The sequence below is a fragment of the Kitasatospora sp. NPDC096140 genome, assembly GCF_040303045.1.
Taxonomy (GTDB): Bacteria; Actinomycetota; Actinomycetes; order Streptomycetales; family Streptomycetaceae; genus Kitasatospora.
The window spans coordinates 150,700-169,262 of sequence record NZ_JBEOUW010000015.1 but is presented as its reverse complement, the minus strand read 5'-3'; the positions used below and the strand labels follow the sequence as shown (position 1 = coordinate 169,262).

Genomic DNA, 18,563 nt, shown 5'->3' with positions numbered 1-18,563 from the left:
CGTGGTCGACCTCGATGCCACGCCGCCACCGAGGCGGTTGTCAGTGGCCGCACCCGCAGCGTCGGAAGCCGAAGTCGAGGGTGTGGTCGTTCTCGCCGGGGCCGCCGGTGGTCAGGGCCCGTTCGGGATAGTGCTCTCCCGGCGGGGCGATGCCCTTGGAGTTGACGAAGGGATCGTCACCGACGTCGTGCCGGGTGGGCACCCAGCGGTGGAGCGGACCGCCCTCGGCGTAGTCGGACGGGTTGTCCAGCCGGATCGTGTACGCGGTGTGCGGTGCGAGGCCGCCGGCCACGTTCGAGTCGTCGAAGTAGTACTCGCCGCGCGCCGTCGTCGCCGTGGTTCCGACGAGCCCGCCCGACCCGTCGTACAGGTGGACGGTGACGCCCTGCGCGGGGAGTTGGCCGGGTTCCTGGATGCCTTCGCGCTCGGGGTCGTACCAGACCCGGTTGCCGATCTGCAGCGGCGCCCGGTCGCAGAGCACTTCGAGGTCGCCCATCGAGGCGCCCTTGCCGAACGGCGCCGGGACGTTCGGCGGGTTGAGGCGCAGTCCGAACGCCGGGTCCTGCTTGCCGTCCGCCCGCCGGAGGAACGACGTGCCGTAGCCGAAGGCGGTGCTGTTGGGGTCGAACCCGGAGATCCCGAGGGTGCTTTCGACCTTGGACAGCGCCATCCCGGCGTAGGCCGCGTTGTGGTGGAAGCCCATCCGGCTGGTGTCGAAGAAGCGGGTGCCCCGGGGCGAGAGTCCGCAGCCGTTGTCGGTGTCCAGCACGTAGGTGCCGTTCACCGGGCAGGCCTTGTCCAGATCGCCGCCCGACAGGACCTGCCCGACGGCGGCGCCCGCCGCTTCCTGGCCCGTCGCCCGGTCGGCGAAGCGGTCGCGGAAGGCCAGCAGCATCGAACCGTCCGCCTCGAAACCGACCTCGCCCAGCTCCGGCTCCGGCTGGGCGCGGAAGCCGGAACAGGTCTGGCCGTTCTGCGTGGTGGGGTAGGTGTCCGTCCACGGGAACCAGCCCGCGCCGTCGCACGGGCCCGCGCCGACGGTCGACTGGCGCGGGTAGTCCAGCGGCTGGTCCAGCACGGCCGGGCGGAACCGGCCGGTGGACGGGTCGAAGGGCAGCACGACCGCCCGCAGGTCCGACACCGCGCCCGTCGACTCGCCCGAGCAGACACCGCCGAGGTAGCCGGTCCCGTCCTGGAAGCCCAGGCCGAAGGGGCGCCAGTCACCCGCCGAGGGGCAGCCCGGGTCGGGGACGGGGTAGACGGCCTTCGGCGACGACGCGGTCGCCGCGGTGGCGTCGTAGCGGTACAGCCGGCGGTCGTTGAGGTTGACGACGAACAGGTCCCTGCCGTCGTCCGTCACCTTGAGCCCGCCGAGGCTCTCCTTGCCCGGCACCGTCAGGAACGCGTCGTCCGTCCCCGGCCCGTGCGCCGTGCTTCCGGCGTCCGGGACGGTGGTGAACAGCGTGGTCCGCTTCTGCGCCAGGTCGGTCACGTAGATCCCGCCGGCGCCGCCCGGGCCGTAGCCGGTGGTGCGCTTGGCCGCCGCCGAGGAGAACACCCGCCCGTCGGCCCTGTTCCACGCGATGCCGAACAGCGTGCCGGTCTCCGCGTCGGTGGCGATGTCCGTGACGTTCACGTCCACGCCGTCCTGGCCGCGCGCACCGTACGGGAAGGACACCAGCGTGCGCTGCGCACCGCCCTCCCACGTGGTGTTCTGGCAGGTCGTCACCAGGGGGGCGTTCTTCTGGCAGTAGTCGCCGGGGCTCCACAGGCCCGTGGTGTACGAGACGTTCCGGCCGTCGGAGAGGTCGACGAACTCAAGGTTGGAGCTGAGCCGGTCGGGCGCCCCGTCCAGTCCCTCCCGCGAGGCGAAGGCGGGGGACAGCACGCCCGGCTTCGGATTCACCACCTGCACCCGGTACTTGCCGCCGCGGTCCCGGTTCTGCGGCGGTGCCAGCGTCACCGTCCCGTCGGCTGCGGTGGTGCCCTCGACGTGGACCCGGTTCCCGCCGGTCAGGGTCACCCGCACGCCCGCCAGGCCCGGTTCCAGCGCGGGCGTCCACGCACCCGTGGCGTCGACGGCCCGGACCACCCGGACCGTCACCGCTCCGTCCGCGCTCTGCGGGTACGCCGCGGGCGCCGTCAGCACCCCGCTGACGGTCAGCGCGACGGTGAGCACCGCGGCCCGCGCGACGCGCGTCCTTCGTCTTGTCATCCCCACCTGGGGCCTCACTCTCGTGGTCGGCGGGCGGACGCCCGATCCGGACAGGACCCCCAGGAGAGCGGCGACCGGTCGTACACGCCCCCGCTTCGGGGCGCGTTCACCGGTGGGTGTGACGGAGAACGAGCCGGAAATCGCATCAAGTTCGGATACGGACTCACAGGTTCGTAGGCAATCGGAGGCGGCGGGGTACCCCGGGTACGCGCCGCCGGCCGCCCATCGCCCGACCGAAACCCCTCTGGCACAGCCGCGGCCCCGGCTGCCACAGTGAGCACCGTGCACGAAACGGAAACCGAGGCAAGCGACCTGACGGTCCCGCAGGTGATGAGCGAACGGTGGGGGAGCGACCTGCCGGACGAAGGGCTGCAGCAACGGTTCACCGAACCGGGCTGGACCTACCAGGAACAGCTGCCCCGCCCGTGCCCCGAGTGCGACCGGCCGCTGCACTCGCTGCGCCGCCCGTACGAGTCCGGCGGACGCCAGTACCGGTACGTCGCCCTGGTCTGCCCCGCCTGCCCGCGCGCGTACACACTCGCCGACCTCGGCGTGAAGACCTACGACAAACTCCTGCGAGCCGCGCCCGCCGCGCCCGCGGCCCCGGTGGTGCCCGCCACCCGCGCGCCCCGGCGGACGAAGGCCGCTTCCACGACGACCGTCCGCGCCGCGGCCCGGCTGGTCGCCGGCCTCGACCCGGGCCGTTGCCCGACCGGGCCCGGCGTGACGGTCACCGCGGTCCGCCTGCCCCACCCCTCCCGGGAGCCCGCACCCGCCCCGGCGGGCCCGGCGTGGCCCGAGGACCTGCCGCTGCCCGCACAGCAGGAGACGCGTGCCCTGTGGTGGGGGAAGGTCACCGACCCCGGCTGGCAGGTGCCCGAGCCCGCGCTGCGCGCAGCCGCCGACGTCCGGGTCATCGTCCCGGCGGGGGAGGGGTTCGACGGCCTGCGCCACGCGCTCACCGGCCTCGGTGCCCGGGTGCGCACCGCCGCGCACTGGGTGGAGGACGAATGCGTGACCACGGTGTCCGACCTCGGCGGGCCCGTCGAGCTGGCCGCCTGGTCCGGCGGTGCGGCGACACCGGCCGCGGGCCCCGCCGCGTACGCCGCCCGGGACGCGTTCGCCGCCCAGTGGGACGCCCTGGACGAGCTTCCCGCCGGCGACATCGAGGCGTTCGTGCCCGTCGAGGAACTGGTCCCCGAACACTGGAAGGACCTGCTGCCGCACCCGGCGTTCAACCCCGTCCAGGCCTCCACCGTCCCCGTCGTCACCGGCGGCGACGAGCACGTGATGGTCGTCGCCCCGACCGGCGCGGGCAAGACCGCGATCGGCATGGTCGCCGCCCTCACCGCCCACCGGCGCGGCCGCAAGGCCGCCTGGCTCGTTCCCCAGCGCTCCCTCACCGACGAACTCGACCGCGACCTCGCCGCCTGGCGCAGGGCCGGCCTGCGCGTGGTCCGGCTGACCGGCGAGGCCGCCGTCGACACCGGCCTCATCCGCGAGGCGGACCTGTGGGTCGCCACCACCGAGAAGTTCGAGGCGATCTGCCGCGCCGGCTCGCTGCGCGCGGCGCTCGCCGAGGTCGGCTGCCTGATCGTCGACGAGATCCACCTGCTCGGCGACCCGGTCCGCGGTCCGGTCCTGGAAGCACTCCTGGCCCGGGTCCGCGAGGACGCCGCCCGGGTACGGATCGTGGGCCTGTCCGCGACCGTCGCCAACGCCGACGAGACGGCCGCCTGGCTCGGTGCCCGTCTGGTCCGCTCGCCCTGGCGCCCCACCCGCCTGACCTGGCAACTACCGGCGATGCCACCGGACGCGGACGCGCCCGACTGGGCCACCCGCAACCTCACCCGCACCTCCCGCACCGTCGAGCTCGCCCGCCGGCACACCGCCGACGGCGGCAGCGTCCTGGTGTTCTGCGGCAGCAAGCGCTCGGTTCGCACCACGGCCCTCGCCCTGGCCCACGACCGCGGCGTCGACACCACCGGCGCCGACCCGGACGACGGCGACCTCGTGGAGCGCCTGTGCACCAAGGCCGGCGTCCGCCTCCACTACCGGGACTGGCCCCACAAGCGCGACGCCGAACAGGCCTTCCGCGCCCGCCGGGCCGACATCCTCGTCGCCACCTCCACCGTCGCCGCCGGCGTCAACCTCCCCGCCCGCGCCGTCATCGTCCGGGACACCCAGATCGGCATGAGCCGCATCGAAGTGTCCATGGTTCAGCAGATGTTCGGCCGCGCCGGCCGCATCGGCGCCGGTGAGCGCGAGGGCCACGCCTACCTGCTCACCGCGCCCAGCGAACGCCACCACTGGCAGGCCCGGCTCGCCGCCGGGTACACCGTCACCTCCCGCATCCGCGACCGCCTGCCCGACCACCTGCTCGCCGAAGCCGTCCAGAACCGCCTGGCCACCGTCACCCAGGCCGAGAACTGGTGGAAGAGCACCTTCGCCTTCCACCAGGGCCACCACCCCTTCGACCCCCTCCACGACGCCACCGACTTCCTGACCGACGCCGCCTACCTCACCCGCACTCCCGACCCCGACGGGGACGACAGGCTCGAAGCCACCGAACTCGGCCGTCTCACCAGCCGGTTCATGGTCGACGCCGACCTCGCCGCCACGCTCGCCGAAGCCGCCGCCCTGCTCCCCGTCCCCACCGACCCGGACGCCGCGGAAGGCGCCCTCATCACCACCCTCGCCACCCGCCTGCCCGCACTCGAACAAGCCCCCTTCACCGACCGCGCCAAGGCCGAGCTCTACAACGTCCTGCGCACCCTTGGCAGGCCCGACGGGAGCGAGCCCGCGGACGAGGAAGAGGAGGACGACGACTGGCAGCCGGTCGCCGGGGACCTCGCCCGCGCCGTCCTGCTCCTCGTCGCCCGCGCACCGCACGCCTTCCGCGGCCGGCCCGCCTACATCCGTGGCATCCCGGCCGACTCCATGGCACCGGTCCTCGACGACGCCCAGCGCTACCTCGCCTGGCTCGGCGCCCAAGGCCCCCTCGTCACCGTCCACCCCTGGATAGCCGTCACCGCCGCCGACCTCGCCCAGCGCATCCGCTGGCGCACCCTCGGCCCCGCACGCGGCGCGGGCCGGCTGCTGTGGATGTGCGAACAGATGGCCACCCCGATGCACGCCCACGCCCTGGTCCCCGCCATGTGGCAGGCAGCCCGCTCCCGCGGCATCGACTCACCGGACTGGCCGGGCACCACCCCGCCCGACACCTGCCGCCTCACCCCGGGCGACTACCTCGCGCTCCTCGCATCCCGGACCACCGGCACCGAGATCACCCTCCACCCCGACCACGCGCACGTCCGGGCGCCGCGCGGAGCCACGGTCGTCACCTGGAACGGAACCGCGGCCACCCGGCACACCGACGCCGGCGCCGCCACCGGCCCCGGCACCGTCGCCGCCGTCGAGGCGCCGTACCCGGCTCCCCGGCAGGACGACCCGTCAGCCGGGCGGACCGGCGCCGCCGTCTTCACCCGGGGCGACCGCACCGCCGCCGGCTGGGCCGCCGCCTACCACCGCATCGGACGCTGAGGAGGGGCGGAGGCCGGAACCCCGGGGGAGCGCCGAGCCCTCCCGGCCGAGTCATGACGTCCGCGTGCGCCGGGTGGTCGCCCCCCGGGCTCGGCCGTCAGGGCAGGGCGACCGCCGCGTCCGTGCGTTCGGTGGCGATCCTGACGGCGAAGCCCGTCAGCGCGGCGCCCATCGCATAGCGGTGCAGGCGTTGCCAGAGCGGGTGCCGGTTGAAGAACCCGGCGACGGAGCCGGCCGTCACGATGAAGAACGCGTTCCCCGCGACCCCGACCGCGATCTGGGTCAGCCCCAACAGCAGCCCCTGGACGCCGACATGGCCGCGTGCCGGGTCGACGAACTGCGGCAGCAGCGAGATGTAGAGGATGGCCACCTTGGGGTTGAGCAGGCAGGTGAGGAAGCCCATCAGGAAGAGCTTGCGCGGCCCGTCCGGTGCCAGTTCCCGGGCCGTGAAGGCGGATCGACCCCCCGGCCGGACGGCCTTCCAGGCCAGCCAGAGCAGGTAGCCCGCTCCGGCCAGCTTGATCGCCAGGTAGATCTCCGGCACCAGTGCGAAGACGGTGGCGATCCCGGCGGACACCGCGAAGAGGTAGACCAGGAAGCCGAGGGCGACTCCGGCCAGCGAGGTCAGGCCCGCCCGGCGGCCCTGGGCGATCGAGCGGGAGACCAGGTAGATCATGTTCGGGCCCGGTGTGAGCACCATGCCGAGCTCCACCGCCGCGATCCCCGCTATCGCTCCCGGCCCGATCACAGAACCACCTCCGTGCGCATGTTCGGCAAGACGAGGCCCGGCAGCCCGCGGCCATGTGCGACTCGGTGCGCGGAGCCCGGACAGCCGTCACCTCGCGACGCAACCTACCACCAAGATCGACACCGGCGTCGGGGGCATCCAGGGCACTCCGCGTCGACGACAACAGCCCGCCGTCGCCCCGTCCCGCGGGACCGGGCGAACGTCGCCCGATGCGGTGTCAGTAGACGTAGTCCGCGCAGACGTCCGCGGCGAGCCGCAGGGCCTGTTCCGCACGCGGTCCGCGCAGCGCCAGCAGGGTCTGGGCGAGCGCGTCCACGGCGGCCAGGTGGGCGAGCCGGCTGGCCGTGGTCTCCAGGCCGAAGACCAGGTCCTGGCCGCCCGCGATCAGGGCGCAGGTCGCCGTCTCGGTGAGCGGTGAGCGGGCGTAGCTGGTGAGCGCCAGCACCTCGGCCCCGGCGGCCCGGGCGCTGCGGGCGGCGGCCACCACGCTGTGGGTGGCGCCGGTGTGGCTGACGGCCAGGCAGACGGCGCCCGCGGAGAGCCCGGTGGCCACCAGCTGGGCGGTCATCGAGTCGGCCGGGGCGTCCACCAGCAGGCCGAGCGCGCGCAGCCGGTAGGCGAGGTCGAGCACCACCGCGCCGGACAGTCCGGTGCCGACCAGGAGCACCCGGGGTGCGTCGTTCAGCAGCTCGGCGGCTGCTCGCAGGTCGTCCGGGCCGAGGGTGGCGGTGATGCCCTCCAGGGCCTCCCGGGCGGCGCGCAGGGTGTCGGCGAGCGCCCGGGCGGCGGGGTCGTCGGTGTCCGCGGCCGGCCCCGGGGCGGGGGTGGCGGGGGCGTGCAGGGCGGCGGCGATCTTGAGCTCCTGGAAGCCGCGGAAGCCGAGCCGCTGGCAGGCCCGGACCACGGAGGAGGGGGCCGTTCCGGCCAGCGCCGCGACGTCGCTGACGCTCAGGTGCACCAGGGCGGTGCCCCGGTCCAGCACCACCTGGGCGACCCTCGCCTCCGTACCGCGCAGCTCGCCGAGACGGGCCCGGATCTGCGCGGCCAGCTGGGATTCCAGGGGCGTGAAAAATTCGGAACCTTCTTCCATGGATCTAGGATACCGTGGAATCCGGTTCCAAGCACTGCCGGGAGTCCGGCAGGCTGACGGGAGGGGAGCTTCGCCATGTCAGAAATCGGGTCGGCCGTGCCGCTGGCCGTGCTCACGGCCGCCGTGCTGCACGCCGTGTGGAACGGGCTGGCGCACCGGATCCCGGACAAGATGGTCGGATTCGCGCTGATCAACCTGACCTACACCGCCTGCGCCCTGGTGCTGGTCGCGGTCAATCCGCTGCCGGCCGCCGCGGCCTGGCCGTACCTGCTGGCCTCCACGGTGGTCCAGACGATCTCGACGGTCCTGCTGCTGCGGGCGTACCAGCTGGGCGACTTCGGGCAGATGTACCCGATAGCCCGCGGCTCGGCGCCGCTGCTGGTCGCGCTGCTGTCGGTGACGGTGCTCGGCCAGCACCTGGGGGTGGGCGAGCTGGCGGGTGTGGTGGTGATCTCCTGCGGGCTGATCGGGCTGGCCTTCGCCCAGGGCATACCCGGGCGGGCGCAACTGCCCGCTCTCGCGGCCGCCGCCGGTACCGGCACGATGATCGCCGGCTACACGGTGCTGGACGGCAGCGGCGTCCGGCACGCCGGCACCGTCGGCGGCTACGTGGCCTGGCTGTTCCTGCTCCAGGGGCCGACACTCGTCGCGGTCGTCTGGGCCCGGCGCGGCCGCGCCCTGCTCACCGGGGTGCGCAGCGTGCTGCCGGTCGGGATCCTCGGCGGGGTGCTGTCGCTGACGGCGTACGGCCTGGTGGTCTGGGCGCAGTCCCGGGGCAACCTGGCGTCGGTCGCGGCGCTGCGCGAGACCAGCATCGTGATCGCCGCGCTGATCGCCACCGTGGTGTTCCGCGAGCGCCTCGGGCGGCTACGGCTGACGGCCGCGGTCACCGTCCTCGGTGGGATCGCCGTCCTGGAGTTCGCGCGGGCGTGATCCTTCGCCCGCCAGTCGACGGGGCGGGGGCGCCGGCCGCGAGCGCCCACGTGCTGGAGGCCGCTGACGATGCGGCACGCAGGACGTGGGCTCTCGGCGTTCGCCCGCGTCACCGGAGCACCTCCGCGCTTCGGCCGGCCGCGACCACACTGCGGAGGGGGAACGCGAGGAGCAGCGCGACGGCGACCAGGAATCCGCTCGACCACAGCGGCCCGAGGTTCCCGGCTCCGGTGCCGAGGGTGGTCGCGGCGATGAGGGGGCCGGCGGCGGCTCCGACGTTGAGTGCGGCGGTCGCGTACGACCCCGCCAGAGAGGGGGCTCCCGCGGCTTCGTAGAGGACCCGGGTGATCAGGGTGCTGCCCAGCGCGAACGACAGGGCACCCTGGACGAACACGAGGGCCAGCAGGGAGACCGGCTGGTCCGCCAGCAGGGCCAGTGCCGGCCAGCCGACGAGCAGCAGCGGGCCGCCGACCGCGACGACCGGCCCGGGGTACCGGTCGGACAGTCGACCGGCGACCGTGACGCCGGCGAACGACCCGGTACCGAAGAGCACCAGCGCGACGGAGACCCACAGCTCGCTCAGCCCGGCGGTGCCGGTCACGACGGGGGCGAGGAAGGTGAAGCCGGCGAAGGTCGCCGCGTTCACCAGCGCACCCAGCAGCATCACCAGGACCAGCCTCGGCCTTGCCAGTTGGGCGAGTTCCGCTCGCAGGGTCGGCCCGCCGGTGGTCCGTTCCTCCGCGCGTCCCGCCGGGATGCCCTTCAGGACGCCGAGAGCTGCGGGCAGGCAGAGCGCGGCGACGGCCCAGAACGCGGCCCGCCAGCCGAGCAGGGTGCCGAGCACCGAGCCGCCGGGGACACCGGCGATGGTGGCCGTCGTCGTGCCTGACAGCAGCACGGCCAGCGCGCGTCCTTTCTTGTCGGGCGGGACCAGCGTGGCGGCAGCCGTCAGGGCGACGGCGAGGAACCCCGCGTTCGCGAGCGCGGCAACGACGCGGGTGGCGAACAGGACCGGGAAGCTCGTGATGACGGCGCCCACGGCGTGCGCCGCCGAGAACGCGAGGACGAACCCGAGCAGGCCGGCGCGCCTGGGCCAGTTGCGGGAGAGTGCGGCCACCAGGGGGGCGCCGACGATCATGCCGATCGCGAAGGCCGAGGTGAGCACGCCCGCCGTGCCGACGGTGACGTCGAGATCCGGGGCGAGGTCCGGCAGGAGGCCGGCGAGCATGAACTCCGAGGTGCCCATGGCGAAGACCGCCACGGCGAGCAGGTACAGCGGAAGGGGCATCGAGAGGCTCCGGGGCGAGGAGAGGCACGAGAGGGTCATCTCGTCACCGCGGCCGGCCCCCTGAGGGCGCACCCGTCCGACCGCAGAACGCGGTTCGACGACGGGGCTTACGAGCTCAGTGGTGAAGGGGGCTGACGGCGTGACCGAAAGCCCCCACCTCGTCTGACTCAGGACTCGACATGATCCGCACGCTACCCGACCACTGCCGGCCGAGGCATCCCGTTTTCACGGTCGTGGCCACCGGCGCGCCGCGGTGGTTCACCGCGCGCCTCCGGGCTGGTGGTCCCGCGCCGGAGTCTGGGCCTGGTCCGGGGCCGGGGCCTGAGCCGGGGCCTGGACCTGCGCCGGGGCCGGGGGCGGCGGGAAGGACGGCGGTGCGTCGGCAGGGTCGCTGCCCCAGGATGGGTCGGGTGTGTCGGAGAGGGTGAAGGCGAGGGTGCCGCCGTGGCGGACGAAGTCCTCGCTCACCCAGGGGCGGCCGGTGGGACGGCCGTCGGTGCGCAGCGCGTGGACGTAGCGGACGGTGTCGGAGGCGCCCGGGGCGCTGATGTCGATGGTGGGGCCGTCGCCCCGGCGGATGGTGACGGCGGGGAACCGGGGGCTGGCCAGGACGAGTTCGGCCCGGCCGGGCACCTGCGGGTACATGCCGAGGGCGGCCCACACCGCCCAGGAGGACATCTGCCCGAGGTCGTCGTTGCCGGGTTCGCCTCCGGGGGTGTCGGTGAACAGCGTGGTGAGGGCGCGCCGGACCACGTCCTGGGCGCGGTCCGGGCGGCCCGCGTAGGCGTAGGCCCAGGGCGTGTTCAGGGAGGGTTCGTTGCCGAGGTAGGCGTAGGGCGCCCGGGAGCCGGCGTTGAGCTCCGTGAAGAAGGTGTCGAGCCGGTTCACGGCGGCCGCACGGCCGCCCATCGCGTCGAACAGGCCGCGCTGGTCGTGGGGCACCATCCAGGTGTACTGGGCGGAGTTCCCCTCGGCGAACCCGCCGGGCCGCTCGGGGCTGAAGGGGGGCCAGCTGCCGTCCGCGTCGCGCGGCTGGACGTAGCGGCTGGTGTCGTTGAAGACGTTGCGCCAGTTCGCCGAGCGTCGCAGCAGGACGTCACGGGCGGCGGAGTCCCCGAGCCGGGAGGCCAGTTGGGCCAGCGCGAAGTCCGTGGTCGCGTACTCCAGCGTGATGGACGCGCCTTGCCCTTCCGTGTCCGCCGGGACGAATCCCGTTGTGTCGTAGGCCTCGTGGCCGGGGCGTTGGCGCGGGTCGTCCCTGCCCTGCCGGGCCAGCCGCAGCAGCCGGGCCGCGTCGAAGCCGGTGGCTCCGAAGGCGTGGACGGTGGCGGCCATGGTCGGCAGCGGGTCACCGACCATCACGCCGGTGCCGCCGTTGGCCAGGGTCCACCGGTCGAAGTAGCCGGCTGAGTCGCCCTGGTCGGTGATCGACTGCGCGATGTCGGCGGCCTCGTCCGGGGCGATCAGTGCGATCAGCTGGATCTGCGAGCGGTAGACGTCCCAGCCGGAGAAGTCGGCGTACTGGGCGTGGCCGCGGTGGGTGGCGCGGAGCCGGCCGTCGAAGCCCGGGTAGCGGCCGTCGGTGTCGCTGAACACGCTCGGGTGCAGCAGGGCGTGGTAGAGCGCGGTGTAGAAGACCCGGCGCTGCTCGCTGGTGCCGCCCGCGACGGCGATCCGGCTCAGCAGGTCGTTCCAGCGGGCGCGGGAGCGGGCGCGGACCTCCGCCAGCGGGGCGCCGCGCTGCTCGCTCTCCAGGTTGGCGCGGGCACCCTCGACGCTGACGAAGGAGATCCCGACCCGGGCGGTGACCACGCGGTCGGGGCCGGTGTCGAACGAGACCACGGTCCTGGCGTCGGGCGAGCGGTCGCCGGCGTCCACGTGGCTGAAGGGGCGGTCGAACGCGGCGTGGAAGTAGACCCGGTAGCGGTTGGACGTGCCGCAGAAGCCGCCGCCGTCGGTGAACCCGGAGATGGTGGAGCCCTCGACGGTGAGTTCGCCCGACGCCGCGTTGAAGGCCCGGCCCGCATCGACGGTGAGGGACGCGGTGTGTCCGGCCGGATAGCTGAAGCGGGCGATCCCGGACCGCTGGGTGACGGCCAGGTCGATGCCGATGCCGTTGTCGAGGGTGACACCGTACGACCCGGGGGCGAGGCGCTCGTTCGCGTGCGAGAACGCGGAGGACGCCGTCGGCGTGCCGTCCAGGACGGGCATGAACGGGGTGGTGCCGTAGTCGCTGCAGCCCGCACCGGAGATGTGGGTGAGGCTGAGGCCGCTCAGCCTCGGGTCGTCGTAGGCGTAGCCGCCGTGCTGGTAGGTGGCGGTGTCGGGGCTCCACTGCATCATGCCGAACGGCGCCGACGCCCCCGGGAAGGTGTTGCCGGCGCCGCCGCCGTGGCCCCGGTCGGGAGCGCCCGCCCGGGTGCCGACGTACGGGTCGACGTAGCCGGCGGCGTCCTCGACCACCACGTGGGCCGGGAGCCGCCCGGCAGCGGGCAGGCCCGCGGCGGCCGCTGTGCGCGGGTTCGGCCCGGCGGCCGCCATCGCGGCCCCGAGGAGCAGGACGACCCCGGCCCGCGCAAGGGAACGGAGACGGAACACGGGGACCTCCCGAAGGCACCTGGTTGACTGCCGATCAGGGCATTCTGTCGGTGTCGGCACGGCTGACCCGGCCGCGACAGGCAGCTTGTCCCCCGTGTGGCCCGGGGCCGACGCGGCCCGTGGCCCGGAGCGCTCGTCCCCGAGGGCCGGGGCCGACCGTTCCCCGGCGGCCGGGGCCGACCATTTCCCGGCGGCCAACGGCGCGCAAAAGTCCGGTGCGCCGCCGGACCGCCGGCCCTAGCATGCGGGGGTGAACCTTTCACATCTCGGCGTGCCGACCGGGCCGATGATCCGCGTCCACGGCGGGTTCGCCAACCGGATGTACCGGCTCGACACCGACCAAGGGTACTTCGCGGTCAAGGAGTTGAACCTCGCCGACCGCCGCCTGACCTATCACGTCGAGGACGTGTTCAGGTTCGAGCAGGCGGCCTTCGCCGCCGGCATCCCGATGCCGGAGCCGATCTCGGCCGACCACGACACGCTCGTTCACCGCTGGGCCGAGGGCGAGAAGGTGCCCGAGGCCCCGGTGTCGGCGGCGTTCGCGTTCGAGATCGGTGGGATTCTGGCGCGCATCCACGCGCTCGACGTCGCCTGGCCCCACGTGCCGGCCGAGGACCCGACGCCACGGGACTGGCCCGAACTCGCCGCGCGGGCGCTGGCGACCGGACAGCCGTGGGCCGACGAACTCGCCTCCCACGTCGGGACGTTCCTCGCGATCGCGCACTTCGTCGACACCTGCGAACGGCCGGGCCCCGTCGTGCTGACCCACCAGGACATCCACCCGTGGAACCTGCTGGCCCGGGAGGGCCGGCCGGTGGTGCTCGACTGGGAGCTCTCCGGCATGCTCGACCTGTCCGGCGAACTCGGCTCGACCGCGCTGAGCCTCGCGAAGGGCCCCGGCTTCGACGACATCAGGCCCGCCGTCTTCCGCTCGGTCCTCGACGGCTACGCCGCGGGGGGCGGGGCGCTGCCACCGCCGGGTCCGAGCTGGTTCGTGTACACGGTCGGGGGCTGGCTGGGGCACACCAGGTGGAACGTCCTCCGCTGCCTCGCCGGTGTCGAGGCGGCCACCGGCCCCGACCTCGCGCTGTCCCACGAGTCCGCACGCAACGGCGTGCGCGGCCTGCCGGAGCTGTTCGGCCGACTCCCGGAGCTCGAAGCGCTGCTCCGGTGAGCGGCCCCCGGCCGTGCGTGGGTGAGCGACCCCCGTCCGCGCGTGCACGCGGCGTACCGGGACAGCGGCCACCGCTTCCCGGTCCGCCGCGGTGACGTCCCACCCCGCACCGTCAGGCGTGTCCGCGCGGTTCGTCGCCCGCCGTCGTCCTGACCTGCTTGCGGTATGCCCCGGGCGGCGACCCGAAGTGCCGTTTGAAGGCCTTGGCGAAGGCGAACTCCGACGTGTACCCCGTGTGCTGCGCGATCGTGCTCAGCGGGGCCGGCGACCGGTGCAGCAGCTGCGCCGCGGTGGCCATCCGCCAGTTGGTCAGGTAGGTCAACGGCGGCTCGCCGACCACCGAGGCGAAGCGGCGGGCGAACGCAGCGCGAGACAGCCCGGCGCGGGTGCCCAGCGACTCCACGGTCCAGGGGTGGCCGGGATCGTCGTGGATCGCCTTCAGGGCCGGGGCGACCGCCGGGTCGGTCAGCGCGGCCGCCCAACCCCGGGTCCGCTCCTGCGGCAGGTCGGCGTACCAGGACCGGAGGATGTACAGCAGCAGCAGATCGACGAGCGCCGTGACGACTGCGTCCGAGCCCGGCTGCGGCGCGTGGAACTCGGCGCACAGCTGATCGACCGCCGAGCGCAGCACCGGGTGGCGGCCCGGAACCGCGGGGAGGTGGATCACCTCCGGCAGATCGCCGAACAGCGGATGCGGGCGATCGACGTCGATCGCGTACGCGCCGCACACCAGCACCGTGCGCGGCCCCGGCCCGTCCACGGTGACCTGGCCGATCGGCGAGGAACGGTCCACGCGCTCCGGGACGAAGTCCACCGGCTCGCGGCCCGGCACGTCGCACAGGGTGTGTCCGCTGCCGCGCTGCAGGAACACGATGTCGCCGGGCCCGAGCGCGAGCGGTCGGCCGTGCGGTGGCAGCAGGTGGCAGTGTCCCTCCACCACCACGTGGAATCCGGCTCCCGAGACGGGTTGGAACCTCAGGGCCCACGGGGCGTGCGCATCGGTGCGAGTCACCATCGGGCGCCCCGTGCGCAGGACTTCGAGGGTGTCGCTCAGGATGTCCATGACGCCACTCTAGGCCCTGTACGGCGAGACGATGTGACAGGGAATCGAGACTTCAAGGCATTCACCGTCTCGATGGTGGCGGCGTACGTTCGTGCCACGGCGGTCGCCGAACCCCGGCGCCGCATCGAGGAAGGAACGGACCCCATGGACCTGTCCGGCAAGAAGATCGTGATCATCGGCGGAACCTCCGGCATCGGCTTCGCGGTGGCCCGACAGGCCGCGGCGGCCGGTGCGGCCGTCGTGGTCGCCTCCAGCAACCAGGACCGCGTGGACGCCGCGACGAAGCGCTTGGGCGAGCCGGCCGAAGGCCGCCGCCTGGACGTCGCCGACGGCGACGCCATCGCCGCGTTCTTCGAGCAGGTCGGGGAGTTCGACCACCTCGTCTACACCGCGGGCGAATCCCTGCTGATCAAGCCGCTGGCCGACACCACCCCGCAGGAGGCCAGGGCCGTCTTCGAGCGCCGGTTCTGGGGCGCGTTCCTCTCCGCCCGGTACGCCGCACCGCGACTGCGCGAGGGCGGCTCGATCACCTTCAGCTCCGGCGTCCTCGCGATCCGCCCCCTGTCCGGAACCGTGCTCACGGCCGGCATCACCGGCGGCATCGAGGCCCTGTCCCGGGCACTCGCCGTCGAACTCGCCCCGCTGCGCGTCAACGTGGTCCAGCCCGGTGTGATCCGCACCGAGCTGTGGGACGGCAGCGTCCCGGACCCGGAGGCCTTCCTCCAGGGCGCCGGGTCCGAGCTGCTCACGCGGCGTGTCGGCACCGCCGAGGAAGCCGCGGCGGCCTATCTCTTCGTGCTGTCCAACGCCTACGTCACCGGCACCACGCTCGCGGTGGACGGCGGCGCGGCCCTGGTGTGACACGAGCGCCCTGCACCCGCGCGGCAGGCGGAACGGCGCCGGGGCACCGGAAAGGCGCAGCCCGCGCTGGGGCTGCCGCGCGGGCCCCTGGGCGCCGACCCACGGGCCCCGGGATCACGAGCGAGCCGACTTGCGGGCGGCGCGGCGGCGGGCCAGGAAGACGCCGATCAGCATGCCGACGAGGATCGTGACGGTCAGGACGACCCAGAGCGGCATGGTGACGTCGGAGACCCACAGGGTGATGGTCACCGAGGCGGTGTTGACCGCGATGAACCAGACGGCCAGGACCGCGATGACGGCCATGGCAATGGTGCGCAGTCGTACCTCGCGGCCCTTGACCGTGAGACGCGACGGCTCGTGGTGCGTGCGGGCGTTCTGCGACATGGCTTCAGTATCGTGCGGTTTGCCCGCCGCCGCGCCGCGCGGCGGTCCACCCCCGTCCCCCGCCCCGTCGCGCACGGTGATCGGCCGAGCTCCCGCTCCCCGGGGCGGCCGGGACGTCAGCGCCTCCCGGGGACACCGTCGGCGCCACCGCCACCGCCACCGCCACCGCCGCTGCCACCGCCGCTGCCACCGTCACCGCCGCTGCCACCGTCACCCCCTCCGGGGCCGGGCGGCCCCTGCGCCCGCACCCGCTCGCGATTGGTCAGCGCCTTGGCCGCGTTGTGGTCGTCGCCGAGCTCGCGGAACAGCGCCGCGGAACTGCCGAAGGAGTTCAGGGCCGCCCCCGTCAGACCCGCCCTCTGCTGGGCGAGGCCGAGGTTGTTCAACGCGCCGCCCTCGCGGTGGCGGTCGTGGAGCGCACGGTGCGCCTCGACGGCACGGGTGAGGGCGGCGATGGCCTCCTCGACCCTGCCCGCCGCCTTCAGGGCGGCGCCGACGTTGGTCAGCACGGTGGCCTCGCCGTGGAGGTCCTGGAGTTCGTCGAACGTGCTGCCCGCGCCGGTGAGGGTGTCGATGGCCTCGTCGAACCGGCGCATCTCCAGCAGGACGAGCCCCAGGTTGTTGAGTGCCCTGGCCTCGTTCCGGCGGTCGTGGCAGCGCGCGTAGGTCGCGGCGGCCCGGGAATGGGCGTCGACCGCGTCGTCGAACCGGCCCTCCTCGCGCATCGTGGCGCCGAGGTTGCTCAGCACGATGGCCTCTCCGTAGAGGTCGCCGAGTCCACCGTAGACGGCGGCCGCCTCGGTCAGGGTGTCGATGGCTTCGTCGAAACGGCGTTCCTCCCGCAGGGCGAGCCCCAGGTTGTTGAGTGCCCTGGCCCTGCCGAGGTGGTGGCCGAGCGCACGGAAGACGGCGGCCGCCCGGGTGTGGGCCGCGCGGGCCTCGTCGAATCGGCGCAGTTCCAGCAGGGCGAGCCCGAGAAGGTTCAGTGCGCTGGCCTCGCCGTGCCGGTCGGCGCTTTCCCGGAAGAGTTCCAGGGCGGTGGTGGTGACGTCGAGCCAGTCGTCGAGATGACGACGGTGACCGAGGTACCGGGCCAGGTCCAGGGCGAGGGTCGTCGTGGTCCCGGGCCGCCCGAGGGGTGGGGCGGCGCCGATGAGGGCGACGAGGTTGGGCCGTTCGGCATCGAGCCAGGCCAAGGCCGTCGCGAGGTCGGGAAAGCGGGGCGAGGGCGGATCGGACAGCGTGGCCAGGTGGGAGTCGGCCGCACGGACGGTGGCGGTGAAGTGCCCGTGGAGCCGGTCCTGGGCGGCGTCCCGGTGGTCGGCCGCGGCGTGTACGGGCAGGCGCCCCTGTTCGTCCGCGTAGAGGCGGACGAGGTCGTGCATGCGCCAGCGCCCCCACACGCCCGCCACCTCGACGAGGTGCGCGCGGGAGAGGTCGCAGAGGAGCTGCTCGGCCTCGATGTCGTCGACCCCGGCCAGCACGGCGGCGGACTCGGTGGCGAAGTCGGGGCCGGGACTGAGGGAGAGCAGGCGGAACAGACGGGCGTGGGCGGCGCCCAGGTGCCCGTAGGAGAGGTCGAACGCCGCCCGGACGGCGCGGTCCGCGTGCTGCAGGCGCTCCAGGCGGGTGTGGTCGGCGGCCAGGGCCTCGGCCAGGGAGGACACCGGCCGGTCGGGGCTGTCGGCGAGCAGCGCGCCGGCGATGCGCAGGGCCAGCGGCAGGCCCGCGCACAGCCGGACGACGGCGGCCGTGTCCTCGGGGGCGTCGGCCACGCGGGTGTCGCCCTCGCCACGGGCCTGGCGCACGGCGTGGGCGAGGAGGCCGACGGAGGCCCGGTCTCCGAGCTCGGTGAGTTCGTGCAGCCGGGCGTCGACGGCGAGGCTGTCGCGGGACGTGACGATCGCCGCGGTGACGCCGTCGCCCGGCAGGAGCGGGCGGACCTGGTCGGGGCCGGCGGCGTTGTCGACGACCAGGAGGACCGGGCGGCCGGCCTCGGCGTAGGCCGACAGGACGCTGCGGAAGAGCCGGGAGCGGTCCTGGACGCCGGGCGGGATGTGCGCGGGCGGGACGCCGAGCGCGCGCAGCCAGCCGTCCAGGGCGTGGTCGGGGGAAAGGCGGCGGTCCGGGTCGTAACCGAGCAGGTCGACGAAGAGGACACCGCCGGGGAACCACGTCTTCCTGCGGAGAGCCTCATCGGCGGCCTGAACGGCGAGCTCGGTCTTCCCGATCCCCGCGAGCCCGGCCACCACGTGGACGCGTGGCGACCGCCCGACGGTCTCCGGCGCCAGTCCCGCGAGGAGCGCGGCGAGCTCGTCGTCGCGGCCCGTGAAGGCGGAGGAACGCTGCGGCAGGCCGGTCAGCGCGCGCTCGGGGTCGCGGGTGAGCCGCAGTTCGACGTGTCTGCCCTGGATCACGGTGCCGAAGAAGTGCCCGCCCTCGATGATGTTGCGCATCTGCGGAGACGCATCGTCCCCCGGCTCGTCCCCCGGTGCCGTCCCGACCGACACGTCGGTCACCGCCCCTCGATCCCTGTTCCCCCACACCCTAGGGAAGGCCGTGCGCCCGCGTGCCGCGTTCCGGCGAACGCAGGAACTGCCGACGACTCCGCGTGACCACCGGCCGGGGCGACCGAAGGCATTCGGACTACGCCGCTGTGGTGATCC

The 18,563-nt window shown here is 74.1% G+C and carries 12 protein-coding genes; 4 read left to right on the top strand and 8 right to left on the bottom strand.

All coding sequences use genetic code 11. The features are described 5' to 3' along the window. Positions 1-40: 40 nt before the first annotated feature. Complete coding sequence (locus tag ABT048_RS18215; RefSeq protein ID WP_350522412.1) at positions 41-2,215, bottom strand: SdrD B-like domain-containing protein; 2,175 nt, start codon at positions 2,213-2,215, stop codon at positions 41-43. A 282-nt stretch (positions 2,216-2,497) separates the two neighbouring features. Here ABT048_RS18215 and ABT048_RS18210 point away from each other — a divergent pair, with 282 nt between their 5' ends. Then, on the top strand, positions 2,498-5,758 hold the full coding sequence (locus ABT048_RS18210; RefSeq protein ID WP_350522411.1) for a DEAD/DEAH box helicase: 3,261 nt from the start codon (positions 2,498-2,500) through the stop codon (positions 5,756-5,758). Between the two features lie 97 nt (positions 5,759-5,855). Here the strand turns inward: ABT048_RS18210 and ABT048_RS18205 are convergent, their stop codons facing one another. Next, complete coding sequence (locus ABT048_RS18205) at positions 5,856-6,458, bottom strand: LysE family translocator (RefSeq protein ID WP_350522410.1); 603 nt, start codon at positions 6,456-6,458, stop codon at positions 5,856-5,858. Positions 6,459-6,723: 265 nt separating this feature from the next. Continuing rightward, positions 6,724-7,596: a MurR/RpiR family transcriptional regulator gene (locus tag ABT048_RS18200; RefSeq protein ID WP_350522409.1), complete on the bottom strand. Its 873-nt coding sequence runs from the start codon at positions 7,594-7,596 to the stop codon at positions 6,724-6,726. Between the two features lie 75 nt (positions 7,597-7,671). Here ABT048_RS18200 and ABT048_RS18195 point away from each other — a divergent pair, with 75 nt between their 5' ends. Then, the gene (locus ABT048_RS18195; RefSeq protein WP_350522408.1) at positions 7,672-8,529 is read left to right on the top strand and encodes an EamA family transporter; all 858 of its coding nucleotides are present in this window, start codon (positions 7,672-7,674) and stop codon (positions 8,527-8,529) included. A 109-nt stretch (positions 8,530-8,638) separates the two neighbouring features. Here the strand turns inward: ABT048_RS18195 and ABT048_RS18190 are convergent, their stop codons facing one another. Further along, positions 8,639-9,817 (bottom strand): Cmx/CmrA family chloramphenicol efflux MFS transporter, encoded by a 1,179-nt coding sequence (locus ABT048_RS18190; protein WP_350522407.1) that lies wholly within the window; start codon positions 9,815-9,817, stop codon positions 8,639-8,641. Between the two features lie 258 nt (positions 9,818-10,075). Next, positions 10,076-12,415: a GH92 family glycosyl hydrolase gene (locus tag ABT048_RS18185; protein WP_350522406.1), complete on the bottom strand. Its 2,340-nt coding sequence runs from the start codon at positions 12,413-12,415 to the stop codon at positions 10,076-10,078. A gap of 250 nt (positions 12,416-12,665) precedes the next feature. On the opposite strand from ABT048_RS18185, the gene ABT048_RS18180 reads away from it, so the two are divergent. After that, positions 12,666-13,589: a phosphotransferase family protein gene (locus ABT048_RS18180; RefSeq protein ID WP_350522405.1), complete on the top strand. Its 924-nt coding sequence runs from the start codon at positions 12,666-12,668 to the stop codon at positions 13,587-13,589. Positions 13,590-13,701: 112 nt separating this feature from the next. Here ABT048_RS18180 and ABT048_RS18175 read toward each other — a convergent pair whose 3' ends face one another. Beyond that, positions 13,702-14,652, bottom strand: a complete 951-nt coding sequence (locus tag ABT048_RS18175; protein WP_350522404.1) for an AraC family transcriptional regulator — start codon at positions 14,650-14,652, stop codon at positions 13,702-13,704. A gap of 144 nt (positions 14,653-14,796) precedes the next feature. Between ABT048_RS18175 and ABT048_RS18170 the strand changes: the two genes are divergently transcribed. After that, entirely contained in the window at positions 14,797-15,513 is a 717-nt protein-coding gene (locus tag ABT048_RS18170; RefSeq protein ID WP_350522403.1) for an SDR family oxidoreductase, read from the top strand. 114 nt (positions 15,514-15,627) lie between these two features. On the opposite strand, the gene ABT048_RS18165 is transcribed toward ABT048_RS18170, so the two are convergent. Both ABT048_RS18165 and ABT048_RS18160 read right to left on the bottom strand, forming a co-directional pair. Next, a complete protein-coding gene (locus ABT048_RS18165; protein ID WP_350522402.1) occupies positions 15,628-15,897 on the bottom strand; it encodes a lipopolysaccharide assembly protein LapA domain-containing protein in 270 nt (89 codons plus the stop codon). A 116-nt stretch (positions 15,898-16,013) separates the two neighbouring features. After that, positions 16,014-18,416 (bottom strand): tetratricopeptide repeat protein, encoded by a 2,403-nt coding sequence (locus tag ABT048_RS18160; RefSeq protein ID WP_350522401.1) that lies wholly within the window; start codon positions 18,414-18,416, stop codon positions 16,014-16,016. Between the last annotated feature and the right edge of the window lie 147 nt (positions 18,417-18,563).